Consider the following 22,491-nt stretch of genomic DNA (forward strand, 5'->3'; position numbering starts at 1 on the left):
CAGCGCAATCGATTGTATCACGCGTCTCTCTCGCCGCTTGCGCGAGGGACTATTGCTGCTCATCGTTCTCTCCCAGCATTCTGTGAATATCGTTGAACCGGTGAGAGCAGATAGGAGATGACCCGTCTTTTCCCGGTTACGATACCGGCTGTCACGGCCATGCCTGCCTCAATCGGGCTGTGCCGGCCTCGGTCTCAATAGTTTGGCGGTCGAGCATAATCTGTGCGACGTAGCCACTCCCTTCTCCCCCATCGAGATCGGCCTCCGAACCCGCGGTATTCGCCCTGCCCGCCCTGCCATGACCATCGGGGTCGTTCAGTGTATCAACCGTCTTCAGATCATCTGCCGTACTGGTCTGGCTTATAGAGACTACGTGGCCTAGTATGAGCCCGTAGCGCGTAAACTTGAAGGCAGCGACTTTGACCTGCACAGGCTGGCCTTCTGTCACAAACCCGATATCCTTATTACTGATCTCGACCTCGACATTGAGCATTCTGTTGTCAGGCACGATTACCATCAAGCGCTCTCCTGCCGTGACAACGCCGCGAACAGTAGTAATGCCCTTTCATCACGGCGAGCGCTGCCATCGGAGTGCGAGCCGAACGATCTAACCGGACACGTTTGAAATCGGCTTTCAACCCACGACCGTGTAGAAGACGGACGACTCCTGAAATAGAAGCTGTATCGCCTAGAGCATTGCAGATCTGGTTCTCTTCGGCTGGGTTACCCAAAAGACGCAGAAACTCGGTGATCGTTCGAACATTCATCCTGAATCGCTCGGAATCACACTAACTGCTTCCACCCAAAGGCTCCCAGAGTTCGCAACAAAGCGTTGCCGTTATGTGTCTTAGTGCTTCACGGGTCTGAGCCGATGCGTATAGGTAGAAAAGTAACGTTTCCGACATCCAGTCTGAGACTGATATTCAAACCTATAATTTGCAAAAATCTTTTTTTCGTTTTTTTATTATTACAGTATAATTTTTGAGATTTTATCTTCATATCATCCAAAAATATGTTGCTATCAGGCGATGGTGAAATCTGTCGTTCACAACAATGTTCCATTCGGTCGGCGGCCTCTCGACGAAAAAAAAAGAACGGGCCCCGTAAATCTAGCTGGATTGAGTAAGCGATCGGTTCATTTGAGGGTTAGTGTCTTTTATAGCTCTCAGATGACGCTCCCATCGCCCGTTTTTACTCCATCCGGACCTGGGTAATAGCAGCGGCTAAAGCTAATATCTAACTTGATACGCAGGTCATCATTTCATCATAAAACCGAAATAAAATCGTGGTTTGAATTGATGGAACCGTTTCGACACCGTCGCGTCCGCATCGGGCGGCGTGACTTCGCGTCTGCCCTGAGACCTTCAGGATCAGGCCATGTCGCTTTCGCGTTCCGCCCACAAACGGGCTCTTCTTCCTCTCGGTACGTTCGGGATTGTCGCACTCGCCAGTGTCGGGGCAAGTCACCCGGCAGCGGCAAAAGCGCATCACAAACCCGCCCCGGCAGCGGCACGACGCAAGGCAGCCCCCGGGCCACAGGCAAAGCCACGTGACCTCATGGCCACGCATGACGAGAATGTCAGCGTATCGGCGCGTCGCGCTGTGCAGGGCGGCGGCCTCATGACCCGACAGACCGAGGCGAAATCCATCAGCATGGTCACGCAGGATTATATTGCCAAACAATCCCCTCTGGTTAATCCGGGTGTGCTTGTTTCCAGCCTGCCAGGCGTTCAGGGCACGAATGAGGGGCCGCTCAGCACGACGTCAGAAACCATACATATTCGCGGTCTCGATCAGACCCAGATCGGCATGATCTATGAGGCATGCCACTGGCCGACCCCTTCACCTATGGCGCCTATACCTCTGCCATGGTGGATAACGAAGACCTCGCCAATGTATCGGTCAGTCAGGGGTCATCCGACCTCACGGCTCCGACCTATAATGCCGACGGCGCACAAATGACGATGAGTCTGCGCCATCCGGGATCGCATTTTGCAGCCTATGCGGAAGGCTCGGGCGGCACGCATAGCTCGAACAAGGAATTCGTGCGCGTCGATACGGGCGAGATTGGCCATAGTGGCGTCACGAGCTTCGTTTCTGGTTCGTATTCCAGCGGCAATCTGTGGCGTGGGCCGGGCAGTCTTTATCGCTGGCATCTCGATGCGGCTGTCGAAAAGCACTGGACGCCCAAAAGCAGCTCGGAACTGATCTTCGGCTATAATTACGCCAACCAGACGGAATGGCTCTATCCGAACCTCGCGCAATGGCGTCAATACGGCACGAGCTATAACACCCATGGCCAGTACACGCCGGGCGATACGCTCTATTACAAGCTCAACACCAAGGCGACAAATGCCGTGGTGGGTACGCTGAAGAACCATTTCGATCTCGGTGATGGCTTTGCGCTCGACGCCCAACCCTATGCGGTCGAGACCTATGGGCCGAATAATTACGGCGCCAATATTCCCATCACCAATGGCTATCGCGGCACTGAAAAATACGCTGTGCTCGATGGCTATACGCCCGCAAAAGGTTCGGTGACGGCCATCAGCATCCATCCCTGGGTACAGACCTCAAGCGGATTGAACCTGATCGGCTCATGGCATCGCGGTATCAATACGCTGAAGTTTTCCTACTGGTACAGCTATGCGGTCCATACCGAATTCCAGAACCATTATGCGGTCAATGCCCAGGGGCAATACACCCAGAATAACGGCTATCTGACCGTAGGCGGCAAGGCGATCACCCAATATGACATCAATGGGTTCCAGCAGCTGAACGCGCTCGGGCTCGAAGACCAGATCAAACTGTTCCATGATCGCCTGACTATCGATGCCGGGCTGCGAGCCAATATGATTTCACGCAGCTTCACCGAAGATCTGCCCGGCTCACGGCCGTATAAATCGGTGAAAAACATATTCATCCCTGCGCCGCAGGTGCTGATCTCCTATCAGCTGACGCCGAATAACCAGATCTATATCAACGGCACGACTGGCTATCGCGCCCCCTCATCCTTTCAGGCTCAGGTCCCGGTCTATACCTTCACGACGCCCGTACCGGTCACGCAGCCTCTCGCCAATTTCACGCCCGAATACATGATCGGCGAGGAAATCGGCTTTCGTCATTACGGGCCGATCATGGCGACGGTTTCGGGCTTCAACTATAATCTGACGCATCATCAGATCAGCAGCGTGTCCTATATCCCGGGCACGAGCATCCTGACCTCGCAGCCTATCGATGCGGGCGGTGAAGCCGCCATGGGCATTCAGGCGGAACTCTCGACGCGCCCCTGGCACCATCTGAGCGCCTATGCCTCGGGCCAGTACATGCACACGAAAATAGGCAATAATATCGCCTATATGGGCGATGTGCTGCCGACAAAGGGCAAGCAGGAAGTCGCCTCGCCCAAATTCCTCGGCGCGCTCGGTCTGACCTATGATGACGGCACGACTTTCGGCAATTTCAATTTCCGCTATTCGGATTCACAATATTCCACGCTGATGAACGATCAGAGCATTCCGGCCTATTTCACCGCCGATGCCTCTATCGGTCGCTGGCTGCCGCGTTTCGGTCGGGTGCATCCCAAGGCCATGGTGAGCCTGATGAATATCGGCGATGTGCATTATCTGTCTTCCATCACCGGCTTCACGCCGACAGCCGCCGCCTCGATCAAGGGCATGGGTGGCAAGACCCTGACCGGGTCGCAGCCGCCTATGCGGTCGGCACGGGCTTTGCGGCCATTGCGACCGTCTCTGCCAGTTTCGAGTGATCACGCTCCTGTCGGGACGGGAACTCCCCGGTTTCGGGCCAGTTCTGGCCTGAGACCGCTTTGGCTTTCTTGAAAAGGACGCGACCATGCCCTCGCTGAAACTACGTGACGGAAACAGCCTCCATTACAAGGATATGGGTGCCGGGCGCCCTGTTCTGCTGGTGCATGGATGGCCGCTGACTGGCGATATGTGGGAATATCAGACGCTGGCCCTGCTCGAAGCAGGCCATCGCGTCATCACCTATGACCGTCGTGGTTTCGGCCAGTCGAGCCACCCTTTCGGCGGCTATGATTACGAGACGCTTACCGCAGATCTTGCCGAGCTGATCGATCATCTCGACCTGACCGATCTCACCCTGGTCGGGTTCTCGATGGGCGGTGGCGAGGTGACACGCTATGTCAGCCGCTTTGGCACGACGCGTCTTGCCGGTGTTGGCCTGATCGCGTCTGTCGTGCCGTTCCTGCTTCAGACAGATGACAATCCCGATGGGGTGCCGGTCGATGTCTTTGCCGATTTCAAGGCACAGATACGTCGCGACCGTTTCCATTTTCTGGCCGAATTCCTCAAGGGATTCTACGGCGTCAGCCTGATCCGCAAGCCGGTTAGTCAGGCATTGATCGACTGGAGCTTCACGCTCGGCATGATGGCCAGCCCGAATGCAACGCTGGATTGTATCGACAGCTTCAGCCGCACCGATTTCCGCCCCGATCTCGCAGCGCTGACGTTGCCGGTGCTGGTGGTCCATGGCACGGGCGACAAGACTGTGCCTTACGAGCTGACTGGCAAGCGCGTGAGCGAGATGGTGCCCCATGCGCGCTATGTCGAATATGACAGCGCTCCACACGGTCTGTTTGCGACCGATGCCGAGGCCCTGAATCGCGATCTGCTCAGCTTCCTCGCCAGCACGAAGCTCTGATTGTTTCCCCCGGCCCATTACGGGCCGGGGAAGTTCCTACGCCGTGCGGCTGACCTGACGGGTCGGGCTGCGCATGGTCACGAATTCTTCCGCCGTTGTCGGATGAATGCCGATCGTGCGGTCGAAATCGCGCTTGGTCAGCCCCGCCGTGACGGCGATGGCCACGCCCTGCATCAGCTCGGCGGCGGCGTCGCCCATCATATGCGCGCCCACGACTTTCTGGCTGTCGCGCTCGACGATCAGCTTCATGAACGCCTTGCGGTCGCGCCCGATCAATGTCTGGCGCAATGGGCGGAAGGACGCCGTAAACACATCGAGATCCGCTTGTTTGGCGGCTTCCTCTTCCGTCAGCCCTACACTCGCCAGCGTTTCGGAGAAGAACACGGCCTTGGGCGTCGTGTCATAAGCCCAGTCACGCGGCGCGTGCCCGGAGAACAGACGCTCGGCCAACGTATGGCCTTCGGCTATGGCTACCGGGGTCAGATTGATCCGGTCGGTGACATCGCCGATGGCATAGATATTAGACACGGAGCTGGTCGATTGCGCGTCGACCACCACGGCCCCCTTCTCGGTTTTGACGCCGAGATCATCCAACCCGAGCCCCTCGACATTCGGCTTGCGTCCCGTCGCGAAAAACACGCAATCGGTCTCGATTTGTGTGCCATCGGAAATTCTGACCCGCCGCGCTCCGTCCTCAAGGGCTTCGATCTTTTCCGGTGAAACACCCGCATGGACGGTGATACCGTGTTTCGGCAGGGCTTCGAGCAGCTTCTCGCGTAATTCCTGATCAAAACCGCGCAAGGGCAGCTCCTGACGGAAAACAAGATCGACCTTCGACCCGAGACCAGCGAAAATGCCGGCAAATTCAACGCCGATATAGCCGCCGCCGATAATGCAGACGCGCCCGGGTCGTTCGGTCAGATGAAACGCCTCGTCGGAGATGATCCCGAGTTCCGCCCCTTCGATGGGCGGGCGCACGGGGCGACCACCGGTCGCAATGACGATCTTCGCGGCCGTGATACGCTGGGGCGTCGCTTTTTCATCGAGCGGGCCCGGGCCGATCTCGACCGTATGAGCATCGATCAGCCTTGCCCGACCGGTAAAGAGACCGACCCCCGCCTTGTCGAGCATGGATTTGTAGATCCCGTCGAGACGCGTGATTTCCTTGTCTTTGGCGGCGATGAAGCGAGGCCAGTCATGAGCGCCGATCGTCACATCCCAGCCATAGGCACGGGCATCGTCAGCGGCCTCAGCCCCTTCTGATGCATAGACCATCAGCTTCTTGGGAACGCAGCCGAGATTGACGCAGGTGCCACCCCAATGGCGGCTTTCGGCAATGCCGACACGGGCACCGTTTTGTGCGGCGATACGGGCGCAGCGCACGCCGCCCGACCCGGCACCTATCACGAAGAGATCGAAATCCGGCATGAAGCTTGTCTCCAAAAAAGAAAACGCGGCCGGAAAAACTTCCAGCCGCGCATATCGTCGCTATTCTGTTCTGCGCCCATTCAGAACGGGCGGGAGAGGCTCAACGTTCCGCAAAAGCCTTCTCGACGACGTAAGAGCCCTGCTTGTTCATGTTGCCTTCGTCAAAGCCCATCGCAACCAGAAGCTTCTCGGTATCGGCCAGCATTTCGGGCGAACCGCAAATCATCACGCGGTCATGCTCAGGATCGAGCTTCGGCAGGCCGAGATCTTCGAAGATCTTGCCGTTCTCGATCAGCGTGGTGATGCGGTCGGTCACCGCATATTCTTCACGCGTGACAGCGGGATAGTATTTAAGCTGTCTGGTCACGAATTCGCCGAGGAATTCATGGTTCGGCAGATCGTGGCGAATATGGTTCATATATGCCAGCTCGCCCGACACGCGCACGGTGTGGCTCAGTACCACGTTTTCGTAACGCTCATAGCATTCGGGATCTTCGATCAGGCTCATGAACGGGGCGAGACCCGTGCCGGTCGAGAGGAAATAGAGATTACGGCCCGGACGCAGATTGTCGAGCAGCAGCGTGCCAACGGGCTTGCGGCCGACCAGAACCGTATCGCCCACCTTGACGTGGCGCAGTCGCGAAGTCAGAGGGCCATCTTCCACCGCGATGGAGAGAAACTCCAGCTCTTCCTCATAGTTGGCTGAGGCGATGGAGTAGGCACGCAGCAGCGGCTTACCCTCAACCTCGATGCCGATCATCGTAAACTGACCGTTCTCGAAGCGCAGGCCGGGGTCACGCGTGCAGGTGAAGGTGAAAAGCCGGTCGGTCCAGTGATGGACGCTCAGCACCTCACAGGCCTGAAGGTGACCGTATTCCTTGCTGGGCGGCGCCAGACGATACTGGCCGGGATGGCCTTCTACAGGAAGGAGCCCCGAAAGCGGCTCGGCAATGGTTGGCATCGGCAGTGAGACAGGCGCGTTCATCGGCACTCTTTCGCAAGGAAGCAGGGGGCGGGCGGTCTGACACCGCCCAAAGTGGCGAAATTTCTAAAACATCCTCTCGCCCTTTGAAAACCCCACACCCCTGTCTGTTCTAAAATATTACGACGATTTTGGATGTGTCCTTGCGATAAACTGCGAAACATTATCGTGCATTTCATGCAAAGCAGGCAGATGCGCGTAAACCATGTGGCCTGACGCGTATTGCTTGATCTCGATATTCTTCGCGAGCGCACGCGGGATCGGCAGATGGCGCATTTCATACACGCCCTCGAAATAAGGCGTGCCGAGATCGTAATAGCCCTGGTTCAGCATCACCTGAAGCGCCGGGTTGGCCTTCATCGCCGCCGCCAGATCGGGCAGCACGTTCGGCTCGCCACGCGCCTGTCCGCGCTGATCGGGCTGCTTATGCGTGAAGCTCCATTTGCCGATGCTATGGGCGCTGACGCGATATTCCATATACCCATCGCCGAAGGACGGATCGGCGCCGTAATGCAGTGTCGTGTGGGCGTAGTCGTTGAAGGCCGCCACATAGGCGGATTCCATGGCAGCCGATTGCGGGTCGTATTCAGGTGTCTGGCCCAGCGTCCATGCTCGGGCCGGAGAAGCGGCTGTCGAGGCGGCCCGTATCCATGCCCTGATCGCCAAGCAGGGTCTTGGCGAATTCGCCGCCATTGACGCGCAGATTGGCCTTGATGATGTACTCGACCGGCAACCCCGTATAGCGATGCAGCTTCTCTGCCGTCGCTTTCAGCTTGTCGTCGCTGATGCCCGTGCCGTCCTGGAGGGCAGAAGTATAGTCGGTGAGCGCGAAATGCTCGACTTCTGCCAGAAACGCCTTCAGATCGGCAGGCTGGTCGGGCAGCTTGTGATGGTACCAGGCCGTTGCGGCAAAGCTGGGCAGACCCAGTACATAAGGCTGGTCATTGCTCGGGTTGTTTTGCGCCCGGTCGATGGAATTGCCGTAATTCAGGATCTGCGACAGCAGGATGACGCCGTTGAGGTCGATGCCCTTATCTTCACGTAGCGCATTGGCGATAATAGCCGAACGGGTCGTGCCATAGCTCTCGCCAAAGAGATATTTGGGCGAGTTGAAGCGGCCATGGCGCGACAGGAACTGCGCGATGAAATCGGTGAAAGCGGCGGCATCGGGATCGGTGCCGTAAAACGCCTTGTCGCGATCCTTGCCGATCACACGGCCATAGCCGGTGCCGGGTGCGTCGATAAAGACGAGATCGGTCGCATCGAGAAGCGAATCATCGTTATTGACCACCTTGTAGGGGGCGGCAGGTGTCGGCTGATCGTCGACCGTCAAGACACGTTTGGGGCCGAGCGCGCCCATATGCAGCCAGACCGTGGAAGAGCCGGGGCCACCGTTATAAACGAAGGTGATCGGGCGGTTTTCAGGATGCGCGCCCTTTTTGAAATAGGCGACGTAGAAAACGGACGCGACGGCCTGAGGCGCCTTGGGGTCTGGATTGGCGTCGTCCCATCCGGCGGGATGGATGATGAGCGTGCCGGATTCCGTCTGATACGGAATGGCCTGACCGCGAATGGTCACGCTGCCATCGCTCAGCACATGCTGGGGCTTCATCAGGAACGCCGGGCCCTGAACCCCACCGGGGCCGCCATCGGGACCGAACGGCGGCGGCGGCCCCATATGCGGCGGCGGCATATCAGGCGCGGCGAGGGCCGTGCCTGCGAGAAGGGTCGTCAGACCGAGAATGGCAGAGAGTTTCGGGGCATGCTTGAACCGCACCATGAGCTCCTTCAGATCGTTTCGCGACCGTATAGGAGAACGAAACGCGCGGCTGGACAAGTCTGCCGTTGCAGCAAACCGCGCCATAACGCACAAACAGAGTCATGGATTCTGCACGCTCCCCCGCCGATCATGCTCTCGCTTTGGCCATCGAGGATACTGGCCTTTCTCCCACGCCCAAAGAGGAGCCGCGCCTTCTCAAGCTGATCGCCCGCAATCTGGTGCCCGGGGCGGAGCGCATCCTTCCATCGGAATATGAGCGTCTGCTCTGCGATGTCCGTCGCAAGGACTGGGCAGCCCAGCTCATGAATGCCACGCGGCGCGCCGGTGAGCTTTGGGTCGGCAAGGCGGATATTCTCGATGCTGTAGGCCGCGTTCATGACCCGCGCGCCGAAATGCCGCTGCTGCGCTCAACGCTGGATGACACGCTGGCCGGGCGCCTGCGCGAGATGGGCCATACGCCGCGTGATGTGCTCGAAGCCGTTCAGGCCGATCTGAGCGATGCCGGGACATTCCTGTCCGGCGGGCAGATCGACCGCCTGGCGCAGATCGTCGCCTCTGCTTTTGGCGTCGAGGATACGGGTTTCGAAGCCGAGCTGATCGCGAGCGAAAAAGCCCGTCGCGAGGAAGAAGAGCGGATCGAGGCGCGTGCCGAGGCGCGTCGCAAGCGCGAAAACGAGCGTCTCAAAGCCTGGGAAGACAGTCTTGTCGGCTTCGATCAGGTGCCGACAATCCTTCATTGTACGCCCCGCGAGGCGCTGCGCTGGATTGCCGAAAACCGCCTGCCGGTCACGCGGCGCACACCGCAGCCGGACGGCACCGAAAAATTCGAATTCGACCCCGAGATTCTCAAGCGTCTGCGCCCGCAGCTTGCGGAATGGCGCGGCGGGGCGCGGGGCACCCCTGCCTCACGGGCCGCAAGGTCGGTAATGCCGTTATCGCCCGCGTTGCGGCACTCGATCGTTATGTCGCGCATTTTCGCACCGCCCGCTCGCTCAAGCGACGCATCACACTCGTCACGGGGCCGACCAATTCGGGCAAATCCTATACAGCGCTCAACGCACTGGCGAATGCAGAGAGCGGTCTGGCCCTCGCACCGCTGCGTCTTCTGGCACATGAATTTCGCGAGTCGCTGCTTTCACGCGGGGTGCCTGCTTCTCTGGCCACGGGCGAAGAGCGCATTGATTTTCCCGGTGCGCGCCATCTGGCGGCGACGGTCGAAATGTGCCCGTTTCACAACCCAGTCGATGTCGCGCTGATTGATGAGGCGCAGATGCTGATGGACCCCGACCGTGGCGCTGCCTGGACGGCGGCGATCATGGGCGTTCCGGCCCGTCATCTCTATATTCTGGGCGCACCGGATTGCATTCCGCTCATCAGGCGCATCGCGGAACTCTGCGACGATCCGCTTGACGAAATTACGCTGGAACGCAAATCGCCCCTGCGTGCGGCGAGCGCCCCGGTCAGGCTGCGCGACCTCGAAGCCGGCGATGCGCTGATCGCGTTCTCGCGCCGTGAGGTGCTGGATCTGCGCGCCGAGCTGCTGACTCTCGGCAAGCGTGTCGCCGTGGTTTATGGCGCGCTCAGCCGGAAGTGCGCCGAGCAGAGGCGGCACGCTTCAATAATGGCGAGGCCGAAATTCTCGTTGCGACAGATGCGATCGGCATGGGTCTCAACCTGTCGATCAAGCGCGTCGTGTTCAGCGCCCTGCGCAAATATGACGGCAAGCAGACACGCGACCTGACGGCGCAGGAAATCAAGCAGATTGGCGGGCGCGCCGGGCGCTATGGCCATCATGAAAACGGTATCGTGGCCGTTCTGGGCGAGGCGGGAACGCCTGCGCATATACGCAAGATGCTGGCCGCACCGCCAGAGCCGATTACCGAGCTGCGTCCGCTCGTTCAGCCAGATTCCGATATCGTGCGGGCAGTGGCCGAAGAAATCGAGACGGATAGTCTTTACGGCGTTCTGGTGCGTATCAAACGCGCCGTTCTGCGCGCCGATGACCCGAATTATCGCCTTGCCGATATGGATCAGGCTTTCGAGATCGCCTCGGCCCTGGAAGGTGTGGAGGGACTCAGCCTCACTCAGCGCTGGTCTATGCGATGTGCCCGATCGATGAGCGCGATAACGGCATCGCCCGCCTCGTCGGCTGGGCCAGCGATCACGCAGCCGGGCGCCGTGTACCGCCGCCGGGCACGGGACGTCTCGTTCAGCCTCCCAAGCGGGGCGCGAAGAGCTTGAGCGCGCCGAGAAGCGCCATAAGCGCCTCGTCGCCTGGCGCTGGCTCTCGCTGCGCTTTGCCGACGCCTATACCGACAAACAGACGGCAGAAGACAACACGACTGCCCTCAATGAATGGATCGAGGCCGTACTGCGCCAGCAGAGCCGCGAACGAGAGCATCAAAAGCGCGGCGGGCCAGGCCAGAGACCCGGAGGCCAACGACCGGGAGCCCCGAGGCCGGGAGGGAAACGCCCCTTCGGCAAAGGAAACGCTGAACGCGACTCAGGCGCCTCCCGAGACGAACACGGAGCGAGAAACGCCAAGGCAGCAAAAAAGCGCGGGCGTGGGCGCGGCTGATACCGGCCCGCCCCTGAAAACCCAGAAAGAGGGCGTGCAAGTCGGTGGGTAGCTGATCTGTACGCCTGGCAGAGCGGCATGGGCCTCACAAGCCTTCGCCTGGGTCTGCGTCTGGATCTGGGGCAGAGATCAGCATCGCCTACTCACGCCCCCAACAGGGCTGCGCCTGAGAACAGGACAATGCCATCGCGTACGGCTTCAAGCGCCAATCAGGGCATATTGTATTGGTTCGACTCGCCTGGCCGACTTTTCTTTCGCATGTTTTTTGCCGCTCAAAGCCTTCTCCCGCCTGGGAAACCACGCGATGCCGTGTCGGGAAGATGCATTTTTTCGCTAAAACGACGCAGAAAGTTCTTCCATTCTTCACAAAAACCGCGCTAGCGTTTCTTTGCGGCAACCGAGGTTGCTTCAAATAATTCTTCGAAAACCACTTCGGAGAATGAAGTAGAGCACGGCCAACGCAAAATAGTGCGCACTTCGCGCCATGTGAAGAAGGAATACAGATATGTCGTCTGGTTTTTCCGTAAGCACATTTCCGCCGAAAACTACGGCCTCTTTCCGGGTTTTCTTCGCAGATACCAAGTGTCGAGGGATAGGCCCCCCGTAAGGGGCCGGGAGATCACTATGGTCTCTCTCTGAGACTAGAGCGACTACAGGATCACAAACGCCTCTTTTACCCTCAACCTTTTTCTCTTTTCCCTTAACCCTTTGCCGCCACTCCGGCGCCAGAACCAGCAAGGGTCTTGGCAGGAACGAAGCAAAGCACGGCCAACGCGAAATAGGGCGCATCCTGCGCCATGTGAAGAAGGAATACCGAGATGTCGTCTGGTTTTTCCGTAAGCACATTATTTTCGAAAACCATGAACGCCGTCAGGGTTTTCTCCGCAGATGCCAAATATAAAGGTGTCGGGCCACCGTAAATATGCGCTCAGGCCCAGCGATTTTCCTTCTCGATCAAGGAAACGCTGGGCCGCCCATTGTCTCTTCCTCTCAGACGAGTTCCGCTCTCCAGTCTCTCTTCCTTGTCGACCTTCCAATACCGGGATTAAGACAGTTGCACGGGTCCAGATCCCGGTAATGGGAAAGTATTTCTTCGCCCGCCTTATAAAGATGACCGAGATTATGCTCTGCCGGATAGCGCGCCCCGCGCGTATCGAGCAGGTTGAGCATCTCGTGTTCGACATCCTCGGCTGACTCGCCCGGCTTCAAGACATAATCCTGATGCATCACGTGGCACAGAAAATGCCCGTAATAGAGCTTGTGTTCGATACGAGCATCGAGCGCTTTGGGCAGTTTTTCGAACCACTGCGCGTCGTTGCGGCGCAGCGCGATGTCGAGAGCCACGATCTCACCAGCCTTATGGCCCAGCACGCTGCGATAACGCAGAGCTGCTCCGGCTGCTGCGAAACGATGCAGAAAAGCGCGCTTGCCCTCATCTTCGGTGCAGGCGAACCAACCGATCCCTTCCTGCCCTCCCTCGCCTTTTGCCGTAAGGGTTTCCAGATGGGCCTGTACCTTCGGCGACAGAGCGGCTGACACGCGCAGCATCAAATGATGCTCGAAGCGCTGCTCAAAAACCCGCATTTTCTCAGGGATCTGATTGGGGAGAAAACGCCCGATTTTCTGCATGAGACGGTCGGTGAGATTTTCCGGCAGGAAGCTCATCCCTGAGAAAAAATCGTCGAGCCAGGCCTTGGCGGCGAAAAGGCGCGGAATGGCGCGTGTTCCGGCATAGCGGATGAGCGCCACCGTATCGCGACCATAGGCCTCAGCAATGCGAAACGCGTCGCGATGCATATATTCGCCTGCAATCGGCACTTCATCATAGGCCGTCAGCAGATGACGGCGGAGGGATTCGAGTGCCGCCGTGCTGTTGGTGCCAACATAGAAGACCTGGCTGTTCTTCTCTGCCGGGAAGGTATCGACACGCACGGCAAACACGATCAGCTTGCCCGCGCAGCCTGAAGCATCGAACCAGCGCGCCTTATCCTGATTATAGCGCGCAGGCGTATCGGCCTCGACATCGCGCACATGACCGACATAGCGGTCATCATGGCCCTTGGCATCGAGCCACTCGATCTCGTCTTTGCTGAATGCACCGCTCTCGATCCGGGCAAGCGCCTTGACCGGGTCGCTATCGAGCTTGACGCCCAGACGATTGACGAGTTCGAGCCGCCCATCTGCCGTTACCCGACCGAAAAGGGCCATCTCGGTATAAGCGGGGCCGCGCTGCACCAGCGCACCACCCGAGTTATTGCTGATCCCGCCCAAAACTGACGCCCCGATGCAGGAAGAGCCGATGACGGAATGCGGCTCACGCCCATGACGGGCGAGCGTGGTTTCGAGCTTGTGCAAGGTGGTGCCAGGCAGACAGATCACCTGTCTGCCGCCACCGAGCAGATGCATGCCACGCAGACGACGCGTGTTGATCAGAATGACCGGACGATCGTAATCATTGCCATCCGGGGTCGAACCACCCGTCAGGCCTGTATTGGCCGCCTGAACGATCATGATCTGGTCTGCAGCCACGCAAAGCTCGGCCACACGCCAGAATTCAACCAGGGTACGCGGGCGTATGACGGCCCGTACCTTACCCGAACCGAAGCGATACCCCTTCGTATAGGGTGCGGTAGCATGGGGCGCGACCAGCACATGCGGCGTGCCGACGATCTGGCGCAGCAGAACCAGCAGCCTGTCTGCGTGCAAAGTGGGTTCTGTCAGGCGCATGATCGTCTTCCTTCGCTTGGCGATGCCACAGACCGTTTCCGCCCCGGCATCGATCGTTCGGCACTCATGCCAAACAGGAAAAAGCGACCTCGCAAGAAGCCGCCTCGCCCTGTCACGCCCCGGCAACCGGGGCGTCGCATAGGGGTCAAGAGATGCGGGTCAGTCCGCCCATATAAGGCTGAAGAGCCGCCGGAATTTCGATAGCACCCTCTGCCGTCTGGCCATTTTCCATGACCGCAATCAATGTGCGACCGACCGCAAGGCCCGAGCCGTTGAGCGTATGCACGAAAGCCGGACCATTTTCGGCACGGTAACGTGCATTCATGCGGCGCGCCTGAAAATCGCGCGTGTTGGAACAGGAAGAAATCTCGCGCCAGGCTTTCTGCCCCGGCAGCCAGCCTTCGAGGTCGAAGGTCTTGGCGGCACCGAACCCGGTATCGCCCGCACAAAGCAGCATACGGCGATAGGGAATATTCAGGCGTTCGAGAATGCTCTCGGCGCAGCGCGTCATGCGCTCATGCTCGTCCGCGCTCGCCTCCGGGGTGGTGACGGACACCAGCTCGACCTTGCTGAACTGATGCTGGCGCAGCATGCCGCGCACGTCGCGCCCGGCAGAGCCAGCTCGGAACGGAAGCAATTCGACAGCGCCGTCATGCGCAAGGGCAGCGATTTGGCGTCGAGAATTTCGCCCGCCACGCTCGCCGTCAGGGGCACCTCAGCCGTCGGGATCAGCCAGCGGCCATCGGTCGTCTGAAAGGAATCCTCAGCAAATTTCGGCAGCTTGTCGGTGCCATACATCGCCGCATCATTGACGAGCAGCGGCACGATGGTCTCGCTATAGCCGAATTCCTGGGTGTGAGTGTCGAGCATGAACTGACCCAGCGCCCGCTCCAGACGGGCAAGCGCGCCGCGCAGGACGGTAAAACGTGCACCGGAAAGCTTGGCGGCTGCGGGAAAATCCATCAGACCGAGCTGCTCGCCGAGTTCGAAATGCTGCTTCGGCTCGAAATCGAAAACCGGTACCTCACCCCATTGATGAACGACCTGATTAGCCTCTTCATCGCGCCCGTCGGGCACGGTTTCATCGACGCGATTGGGCAGGCTGGCGAGAACGCCGCTGATCTCGCCTTCGATCTGCGAGGCGGTGGCTTCGAGGACAGCGATATGATCGCGCAGCTCGACGGCTTGCTGTTCGAGCGCACTCGTATCCTGACCGGTTTTCTTGCCCAGGCCGATTTCCTTCGCCAGCACCTTGCGCTGGGCCTGCTGCTCCTGAAGCACCTGAAGGGCAGCACGGCGCTCCTCATCGCGACGAACCAGATCACCGGCGACGGGCGACAGGCCACGACGGGCCAGAGCGGCATCAAAACCGGCCGGATCGGCGCGGAGGGCGCGCAAGTCATGCATCGTAGTCGTTTCCCGTTAAAGCCTAGTCGATCGCAATAGCGCGTGGCTCGACCAGGCGTGCCGTAAAGATCGAGATTTCATACAGAAAGATCAGTGGCACGGCGAGACCCACCTGGGTGATCACATCGGGCGGCGCGAGGATCGCCGCGATGACCGTTGCCCCGACAATGGCATAGCGACGGAATTTCCTGAGCCCTGCCGAGGTGACGATTCCCACACGCGCCAGAAGCGTCAGCACCACGGGCAACTCGAAGGCGGCACCGAAGGCAAGGATCAGCTTCATCACAAGAGAGAGATAATCCGAGACCTTGGCCTGCAACTCGATATGCATGCCATGAGAACCGCCGGGGCTGTCTGGAAGGACAGGAAGAAACGCCAGGCGATGGGAAAAATGAAGTAATACGCCATGGTCGCGCCAAGCAGGAACATGAGCGGGGTTGCGATCAGGAACGGGGCAAAAGCCCGCTTCTCATTGCGGTAAAGACCCGGCGCGATGAAAATCCAGGCCTGCATGGCCACAATCGGAAACGACAGGAAGATCGCCCCGAAGACCGCAACGCGCACATAGGTGAAAAACGCCTCTGAAAGCGCCGTATAGATCAGATGCGGCTGCTCGCCCTGCTGGCGCATGATCTTGGCCAATGGGTCGGCCAGAAAGAGATAGATCTGCTCCGAGAAGTGATAGCAGACCAGAAAGGCGACGATAAACGCCGCCAGAGACCAGATGAGGCGCTTGCGCAGTTCGACCAGATGCTCGAGCAGCGGCATCGCCTTGTCGTCGAGGGAGTTTTCATTCGTCATGGCGCGGTCGGACAATCTGGCTGTGTTGGGGTCGCAAGCGGCAATACAGGCGTCTCGGCCTCTTGGCTCGAATTTGTCTTCGCCTCAGGCGGTGGGTCGAGCGCGACGCGCCGCCCGTTATGGATGACACGCAATGGCGGTATGACCGAAGGCGCGTGCCAGAGTGTCTTTTCATGATTCAGGCGGCGCGCCGTCAAAGGCGGCAGAATAGCAGGGGCTAGCGCCTCTTCCTGCCGGGCCGGAGCGGTCTCGGTGTTGCTGACGCCCGGCCCGCTGACCGGAATGACGGAAGGAGCCGTTGACGCAACCGATGCCGATGCAGGCGCAGACAGAGATGGCGGCGGCCTGAAATCGAGGCTTTTGCTGATGGTCTGGTCTGAGTCGATCGTGCGGGCGATGCGGTCACGGAAATCGAAACGCTTGAGATCGCGCAGATGATCGCGCGCCTCGCCGAGATCGGCTTCCCGCACCATCTCGTCCACATGCCCCTGAAATTCCGACGCCATGCGACGTATGGCCTTGAGCCCCCGGCTGACGGCCCGGATGGCGGTCGGCATGTCCTTGGGGCCGATGAAAACCAGCGCCACAATGACTATCAGCGCAATTTCCGACCAGCTAAAATCGAACATCTTCCCCACTCATCACAAAAGCCCGATAAACGAGGCGCCTATTTTATGCCCTGCTGGGTCACGACACGGCCTGCCTGCCCTACCGCATCGGGATCGAGCAGCAGCTCGTCACGACGCGGCAGGGCGCCAAGATCGCTCAGGCCGAAACTGCTGAGAAAATGCGCCGAAGTCCCCCAGAGAATGGGCCGACCCGGCACCTCCTTGCGCCCTTTCGGCATGATCAGTCCATCCTCGATCAGCGTGTCGAGCACGGTCTGACTCAGCGAAACGCCGCGTATGCCTTCGATATCGGCGCGCGTGCAGGGCTGATGATAGGCGATGATCGCGAGCGTTTCCATGGCGGAACGGCTCAGACGCCGGGGTTTCTCGATGACGCGTGTAAGAGCCGGCGCGATTTCGGACCGCGTCCGGAATTGCCAGCCTTTGGCAATTGCCACGAGTTCGACCGCATGATCCTCGTAGCGCGCGATGATGATTGCCAGCACGGGGCCGAGAGCCGTTTCCTCAGCGCCTTGGGTGACCAGAAACTGTTTGAGCGTGTTTTCCGAAACCGGCTCGGCACTGGCGAAAATCAGCCCTTCCACCAGGCGGGAAAGGGGTGTCAGCGCGTCCATCACTCTGTTTCCTCCTGGGAGTCTTCCTTTTGTGGCGCCCTGAGCAGGATCTCGGAAAAAATCCCTTCCTGCTTCAATTCTACAGCGCCGCTCTTGGCCATTTCGAGCCCGGCCACGAGCGCACTGGCCAGAGCCGCCGCACGCGCGCGCGGTGCCGCGCTTTCCTGAGCGGGCAGCAGCGAGGTGAGCTTCTGCCAGCCTGCCACCTCGCTCGCATTGAGCAGGCGTTGCAGCGCCGACACCGCTTCGGTGACGGTCCAGTAGCGCGGGCGGGGCGGGGCGTAGAAGCGCTTGCGACCACGACGGCGGGTCATGGCAAGATACGCCGTGATCAGCCCGATCATATCGACACGCAGGCCGGAGCGGTCGATCTGCGTCATGTCTTCACCGCAGCCCCGGGCGAAGACATGCTCACCCAGACGCGGACGGTTATCCAGCCAGAGCGCGAGGCCGCGTATGGCTTCAAGCTCCAGCAGCCTGCCCTGAAGCAGCTCGGCAGCTTCTTCCGCTTCGCCATCGGGTTCGCTCTCGGCGGGTAGGAGCAGGCGCGATTTGAGCCAGGTCAGCCAAGCCGCCATGACCAGCCAGTCTGCCGCCAGTTCGAGCCTGATCTGACGCGCCCCCTCGACGAAGCCGAGATATTGTTCGACCAGTTGCAGGATCGAGATCTGCGCCAGATCAACCTTCTGGGCACGGGCCAGATCGAGCAGCAGATCCAGCGGCCCTTCGAACCCCGTCAGAGACAGATGGGGCGCGGTTTCCGGCTCCGCGCCCGTCGGAAAGACGAGACCCCCTTCACCCATTGCGGTCAGAAAACAGCCGGTGTGCAGGCGATGGAGCGCGCATGCAGACGCACGCAGAAAGCACGCGCCGCCTGTGCCGATTCGAAGCCGCCAATGCGCAGACGATAGAAGACATGACCGTTGATCGCCTTCTGCTCGATAACCGGCTCATGGCTCGACAGCAGATCGCTTGCCTGTCTGGAAAGCTTGCTCCAGGTCGCTTTGGCGTCAGCATCGCTTCCAAGTGCTGCAAGCTGCACCATATGCCCGCTGCTTTCCGTTTTACCCGTCGTGACGGGAGACGGAGCGGGCGCAGGCTTCGCCTCTTCCGTCTTCTGCGGGGCCTGGGGTTTTGCTTCCGGCCTGGATTCTTCCTGCTTGCGGGGCGCCGGTTCGCCAGGCTTTTCCTCAGGTTCGGCAGGAGAGGCTGCGGCAGGCGCCTCCGGCTTTTGAGTCGGAGCCGTGCTGTCAGACGGATCGGCAGCCCGGGCATCCTTTGCCGCTGACGGGGCCGAAGGGGGCGTCTCTGGCGCCGTGCGGGCGGCCAGTGCCTCGGGGCGCGGCTGCTCGGGTTCAGGCGCGAGATGCGCTTCGCCCTGCCCTGTCACGTCGAGATCTGTGCCATCGCCCATGATCTGCATGCCGCCGGGGTCTGCCGGGCGATCACGCACGGGGCCAGGTGGCGGACCGATAACCGGAATACCGCCGGAATGGCCACCAAGAAGAGACCAGCCACCAACACCCACGACCAACAGCGCGCCGAGCCCTGCTGCGCCATAAACGAGGCGACGCGTCATGACATCGGAACCGAGCAGCGCGCCCAGGCCGCCACCTGTCGCCGCGCGACGACGAAAGACGGGCTCGTCGTCATAATCGGCACTCAGGCGTTCGCGCGGGGAGGAAGCGCGAGGATTGTCACGCGCCGAGGCGGACTCAGTCCCGTAGGAAGGCGGCCGCGTATCGGTGAAGCGCGGATCACTGGCGCGTCGCTCATTGCCGCCGGGCTGACGGGGACGGTCATCGCCCCCCTGCCGGTCGTCGCGCCAGTCTGGCGTGTCGTCGTTCATCGCATCTCCTCAACCGGCTCGACACCGAGAATGGCCAGACCGCAGCGCAGCACGCTGGCAACCGAGGCCACGAGCGCGAGCTTGGCCAGACTCGCCGCCTTGTCCTGCTCGTGCAGGAAGCGCAGCGTCGTATCCTCACGGCCCTTGTTCCACAAGGCATGGAAATCGGCTGCCAGCTCACCGCAGTAATAGGCGATGCGATGCGGCTCGCGCGTCTGGGCCGCGCCTTCAACCACGCGCGGGAAGGTGGAAAGGCGGCGCAGGACGGCAAGCTCGACATCGGAATCGAGACGCGACAGCTCGGCACCGAGCAGCGCGGCATCGCTCGTCACATCAGCGCCGAACATCGTCTCGGCGCTGCGCATGACCGAGCGGCAGCGCGCATGGGCGTATTGCACGTAGAACACGGGGTTATCGCGCGTCTGGGCCACGACGGCATCCAGATCGAAATCCATCTGCGCATCGGCCTTGCGCGTCAGCATGGTGAAGCGCACGGCATCGCGCCCTACCTCATCGAGCAGGTCGCGCAGCGTAACGAAAGTACCGGCGCGCTTGGACATGCGCACGGGCTCGCCGCCCTTCATGATGCGCACGATCTGGCACATCACGACCTCGAAACCCGTCTTGCCATCGGTCAGGGCACTAACCGCAGCGCGCATACGCGAGACATAGCCGCCATGATCGGCGCCGAGCACGTCGATCAGTTCATCGGCGTTTCGGGCCTTCTGGGCGTGATAGCCAATGTCATTGGCGAAATAGGTGTTGCTGCCATCCGACTTACGCAGGGCACGATCGACGTCATCGCCGAACTGGGTGGAGCGGAACAGGGTCTGGGGGCGCGGCTCCCAGTCTTCCGGTGTCTTGCCCTTGGGGGGCTCGAGCACGCCTTCATAGAGAAGGCCCTTGGCGTCGAGCGCGTTGATAGCCTCATCGACCTGACCGCTGGCCAGCGTCTCGGCCTCGGAGGAAAACACTTCGTGATGAATGCCCAGCAGGCCGAGATCGGTGCGGATCTCTTCCATCATCACCTTGAGCGTGGCAGCGCGCACGGTGTCGAACCAGACAGACGGGTCTGTCGCCTGCCCGACGGCATCGGCAAGGCTCTTGCCATGTTCGGCCGCAAGCGATTCACCGATCGGGATCAGATAATCGCCCTGATATTGCAGACCGGTCGGAGTCAGTGCCGAGAACGTCTCGACATCGACCTGCGTGCCGATAGCCTGAAGATAGCGCCAATACGCCGCCCAGGTGAGCGCAATGACCTGAGCCCCGGCATCGTTGATGTAGTATTCCTTCGTGACCTTGTGGCCGGTCTTGGCCAGAAGATTGGCCAGCGCATCGCCCACCACCGCGCCACGGCAATGCCCGACATGCATCGGGCCGGTCGGGTTGGCAGAGACATATTCCACATTGACGCGCCTGTCGGCACCAAGCGCGATTCACCGAAACGCGGCCCGGCCTCGATAACAGAGCGCGCTACCGATTGCAGCACGTCAGGGCTCAGCGTCAGATTCACGAAGCCCGGCCCGGCGGATTCCGCTTTGGCCACACCGGGAAGCGCCGAAAGCAGCGGCACAAGATCGGCCGCGATATCAGCCGGGCGACGACGCGCGAATTTCGAGGCCAGAAGCGCCGCATTGGTTGCCATGTCACCATGGGCAGCATCGCGCGCCGGGGTGAGTTCAACACGCGCCGCGATGTCATCCGGCAGATCGGCCACGACCGAACGCAAAGCCTCTCGCACCTGCCCCTGATAACGGGCGAAAAGGCAATCTGTGGTGGGCACTTGTGTATCGGACATGAGGGCGTTGCGTTCCTGACGTGGTTCTTGCTGCCTGTATCAACCCAGCATGGAGAGTTCCGTCAACCGTCGATGTTCATCCATCGCAAAACGATCGGTCATTCCTGCTATATAATCCGCCACGACGCGGCGTCGACCAGCCTCGTCTGCGGCCTTCGCCTTCTCGCGCCAGCCATCGGGCAGAAGGCTCGGATCTTCGGATAATATCTCGAAAACCTCTGTCGTCGCCAAGCGCGCCTTGCGTGTCATGCGGTTCACCTTCCAGTGACGATACATGCGGGCATAGAGAAACTTGCGGATCTCCTTGTTCTCACGCGCAATGGTCTCGCTGAAGGCCACGACCGGCCCGGCGGCATGACGGATATCATCGGCCGATTCCGGCTTCAGGGCGTCGATATTGGCCCGCGTCTGCTGTGTCAGATCGGTGGCAAGCACATTGATGACCTGACGGATCGTCTCGTGCCGGATACGCCGCTCACGCTCGTAGCGATCATCGGCGCGGGCACCTGCCATGCGCGTTCAAGCGCCGGCCCCACGATGGGGAGACCCGCAATATCGTCGAGTGCGAGCAACCCGGCGCGCAGCCCGTCATCGAGATCATGGCCATGATAGGCAATATCGTCGGCAAGGGCCGCGACCTGCGCCTCTGCCGAAGCGTAGCTGGCAAGGTCGAGATGATGGCGCGCATCATATTCCAGCAGATAGGGCGTGGGACGCTTGACCGGCCCGTTATGCTTGGCCAGCCCTTCGAGCGTCTCCCAGGTCAGGTTCAGCCCGTCGAAAGCGTGATAGCGGCCTTCGAGATGCGTCACGAGGCGCAGCGACTGGGTGTTATGGTCGAACCCGCCCCAGTCTTTCATGCAGAGCTTCAACGCATCCTCACCCGCATGGCCAAAAGGCGTGTGGCCGAGATCATGCGCCAGTGCCAGCGCCTCCGTAAGATCCTCGTCAAGCTGCAACTGTCGGGCGATGGAGCGCGCAATCTGCGCCACTTCGAGCGAATGCGTCAGACGCGTACGGAAAAATCACCCTCGTGGTTGATGAAGACCTGCGTCTTGTATTGCAGCGTTCGGAACCCCGCCGAATGGATGACGCGATCGCGGTCACGCTGCCAGGGCGAGCGCGTGGGCGCGTCTTCCTCTGCGTGAAGACGGCCTCGCGCGGTCTCGCGACGCACGGCATAGGGGGCGACATCCTGGCTGATCATCC

The 22,491-nt window shown here is 60.2% G+C and carries 14 protein-coding genes and 5 pseudogenes; 4 read left to right on the forward strand and 15 right to left on the reverse strand.

Translation table 11 applies throughout. From position 1 onward, the window contains the following. Positions 1-151: 151 nt before the first annotated feature. A complete protein-coding gene (locus tag JCM25414_RS06930) occupies positions 152-559 on the reverse strand; it encodes an HlyD family efflux transporter periplasmic adaptor subunit (protein WP_277911113.1) in 408 nt (135 codons plus the stop codon). 818 nt (positions 560-1,377) lie between these two features. Here JCM25414_RS06930 and JCM25414_RS26530 point away from each other — a divergent pair. The 3 genes from JCM25414_RS26530 to JCM25414_RS06940 are packed head-to-tail and all read left to right on the forward strand — an operon-like array spanning position 1,378 to position 4,686. After that, positions 1,378-1,962, forward strand: a complete 585-nt coding sequence (locus JCM25414_RS26530) for a hypothetical protein (protein WP_369346015.1) — start codon at positions 1,378-1,380, stop codon at positions 1,960-1,962. Positions 1,963-1,964: 2 nt separating this feature from the next. Continuing rightward, positions 1,965-3,842 carry a TonB-dependent receptor gene (locus JCM25414_RS18020; protein ID WP_369346017.1) on the forward strand — a complete coding sequence of 626 codons (1,878 nt, stop codon included), beginning with the start codon at positions 1,965-1,967 and terminating at the stop codon, positions 3,840-3,842. A 13-nt stretch (positions 3,843-3,855) separates the two neighbouring features. After that, positions 3,856-4,686, forward strand: coding sequence for an alpha/beta fold hydrolase (locus tag JCM25414_RS06940; RefSeq protein ID WP_025841155.1), 831 nt, complete (start codon positions 3,856-3,858; stop codon positions 4,684-4,686). A gap of 36 nt (positions 4,687-4,722) precedes the next feature. On the opposite strand, the gene gorA is transcribed toward JCM25414_RS06940, so the two are convergent. From gorA to JCM25414_RS18025, 4 genes are all read right to left on the reverse strand, one after another. Then, positions 4,723-6,114, reverse strand: coding sequence for a glutathione-disulfide reductase (gene gorA, locus JCM25414_RS06945; RefSeq protein WP_025841156.1), 1,392 nt, complete (start codon positions 6,112-6,114; stop codon positions 4,723-4,725). 100 nt (positions 6,115-6,214) lie between these two features. After that, the gene (locus JCM25414_RS06950) at positions 6,215-7,099 is read right to left on the reverse strand and encodes a ferredoxin--NADP reductase (protein ID WP_025841157.1); all 885 of its coding nucleotides are present in this window, start codon (positions 7,097-7,099) and stop codon (positions 6,215-6,217) included. 117 nt (positions 7,100-7,216) lie between these two features. Continuing rightward, positions 7,217-7,660, reverse strand: a complete 444-nt coding sequence (locus JCM25414_RS24750) for a hypothetical protein (protein WP_242403414.1) — start codon at positions 7,658-7,660, stop codon at positions 7,217-7,219. A 22-nt stretch (positions 7,661-7,682) separates the two neighbouring features. After that, positions 7,683-8,876, reverse strand: coding sequence for a S10 family peptidase (locus JCM25414_RS18025; protein ID WP_242403415.1), 1,194 nt, complete (start codon positions 8,874-8,876; stop codon positions 7,683-7,685). A 101-nt stretch (positions 8,877-8,977) separates the two neighbouring features. Between JCM25414_RS18025 and JCM25414_RS18030 the strand changes: the two are divergent. Then, positions 8,978-11,454: pseudogene (locus JCM25414_RS18030) on the forward strand (helicase-related protein). Positions 11,455-12,154: 700 nt separating this feature from the next. Here the strand turns inward: JCM25414_RS18030 and JCM25414_RS23325 are convergent. From JCM25414_RS23325 to JCM25414_RS18050, 10 genes and pseudogenes are all read right to left on the reverse strand, one after another. Further along, on the reverse strand, positions 12,155-12,316 hold the full coding sequence (locus JCM25414_RS23325; RefSeq protein ID WP_159101723.1) for a hypothetical protein: 162 nt from the start codon (positions 12,314-12,316) through the stop codon (positions 12,155-12,157). Positions 12,317-12,444: 128 nt separating this feature from the next. Beyond that, positions 12,445-14,181, reverse strand: coding sequence for a D-lactate dehydrogenase (dld, locus tag JCM25414_RS06985; RefSeq protein ID WP_035442831.1), 1,737 nt, complete (start codon positions 14,179-14,181; stop codon positions 12,445-12,447). Between the two features lie 145 nt (positions 14,182-14,326). Next, positions 14,327-15,588 (reverse strand): annotated as a pseudogene (serS, locus tag JCM25414_RS18035) (serine--tRNA ligase). 22 nt (positions 15,589-15,610) lie between these two features. After that, positions 15,611-16,389, reverse strand: a pseudogene (tatC, locus tag JCM25414_RS18040) (twin-arginine translocase subunit TatC). Next, positions 16,386-17,018 (reverse strand): Sec-independent protein translocase protein TatB, encoded by a 633-nt coding sequence (gene tatB, locus JCM25414_RS07000; protein ID WP_025841163.1) that lies wholly within the window; start codon positions 17,016-17,018, stop codon positions 16,386-16,388. Before tatB ends, tatC begins: the two are co-directional and overlap by 4 nt. 38 nt (positions 17,019-17,056) lie before the next feature. After that, the gene (scpB, locus tag JCM25414_RS07005) at positions 17,057-17,632 is read right to left on the reverse strand and encodes an SMC-Scp complex subunit ScpB (protein ID WP_025841164.1); all 576 of its coding nucleotides are present in this window, start codon (positions 17,630-17,632) and stop codon (positions 17,057-17,059) included. Continuing rightward, positions 17,632-18,435 (reverse strand): segregation and condensation protein A, encoded by an 804-nt coding sequence (locus tag JCM25414_RS07010; RefSeq protein WP_025841165.1) that lies wholly within the window; start codon positions 18,433-18,435, stop codon positions 17,632-17,634. The genes scpB and JCM25414_RS07010 overlap by 1 nt, the downstream gene beginning before the upstream one ends. A 5-nt stretch (positions 18,436-18,440) precedes the next feature. Further along, positions 18,441-19,481 carry an SPOR domain-containing protein gene (locus JCM25414_RS07015; RefSeq protein WP_025841166.1) on the reverse strand — a complete coding sequence of 347 codons (1,041 nt, stop codon included), beginning with the start codon at positions 19,479-19,481 and terminating at the stop codon, positions 18,441-18,443. Then, a pseudogene (argS, locus tag JCM25414_RS18045) lies at positions 19,478-21,282 on the reverse strand (arginine--tRNA ligase). The gene JCM25414_RS07015 and the pseudogene argS overlap by 4 nt, the downstream one beginning before the upstream one ends. Before the next feature lie 39 nt (positions 21,283-21,321). Continuing rightward, positions 21,322-22,489: pseudogene (locus tag JCM25414_RS18050) on the reverse strand (deoxyguanosinetriphosphate triphosphohydrolase). Positions 22,490-22,491: the final 2 nt, after the last annotated feature.

Origin of the sequence: Asaia platycodi JCM 25414, from assembly GCF_000614545.1 — a bacterium.
Lineage (GTDB): Bacteria > Pseudomonadota > Alphaproteobacteria > Acetobacterales > Acetobacteraceae > Asaia > Asaia platycodi.

Coding starts and splice junctions, on each gene's coding strand:
- JCM25414_RS26530 (WP_369346015.1), top strand. CDS start 1,378: ATGTCGCTTTCGCGTTCCGCCCACAAACGGGCTCTTCTTCCTCTCGGT.
- JCM25414_RS18020 (WP_369346017.1), top strand. CDS start 1,965: ATGAGTCTGCGCCATCCGGGATCGCATTTTGCAGCCTATGCGGAAGGC.
- JCM25414_RS06940 (WP_025841155.1), top strand. CDS start 3,856: ATGCCCTCGCTGAAACTACGTGACGGAAACAGCCTCCATTACAAGGAT.
- gorA (WP_025841156.1), bottom strand. CDS start 6,114: ATGCCGGATTTCGATCTCTTCGTGATAGGTGCCGGGTCGGGCGGCGTG.
- JCM25414_RS06950 (WP_025841157.1), bottom strand. CDS start 7,099: ATGAACGCGCCTGTCTCACTGCCGATGCCAACCATTGCCGAGCCGCTT.
- JCM25414_RS24750 (WP_242403414.1), bottom strand. CDS start 7,660: ATGGAATCCGCCTATGTGGCGGCCTTCAACGACTACGCCCACACGACA.
- JCM25414_RS18025 (WP_242403415.1), bottom strand. CDS start 8,876: ATGGTGCGGTTCAAGCATGCCCCGAAACTCTCTGCCATTCTCGGTCTG.
- JCM25414_RS23325 (WP_159101723.1), bottom strand. CDS start 12,316: ATGGTTTTCGAAAATAATGTGCTTACGGAAAAACCAGACGACATCTCG.
- dld (WP_035442831.1), bottom strand. CDS start 14,181: ATGCGCCTGACAGAACCCACTTTGCACGCAGACAGGCTGCTGGTTCTG.
- tatB (WP_025841163.1), bottom strand. CDS start 17,018: ATGTTCGATTTTAGCTGGTCGGAAATTGCGCTGATAGTCATTGTGGCG.
- scpB (WP_025841164.1), bottom strand. CDS start 17,632: ATGGACGCGCTGACACCCCTTTCCCGCCTGGTGGAAGGGCTGATTTTC.
- JCM25414_RS07010 (WP_025841165.1), bottom strand. CDS start 18,435: ATGGGTGAAGGGGGTCTCGTCTTTCCGACGGGCGCGGAGCCGGAAACC.
- JCM25414_RS07015 (WP_025841166.1), bottom strand. CDS start 19,481: ATGAACGACGACACGCCAGACTGGCGCGACGACCGGCAGGGGGGCGAT.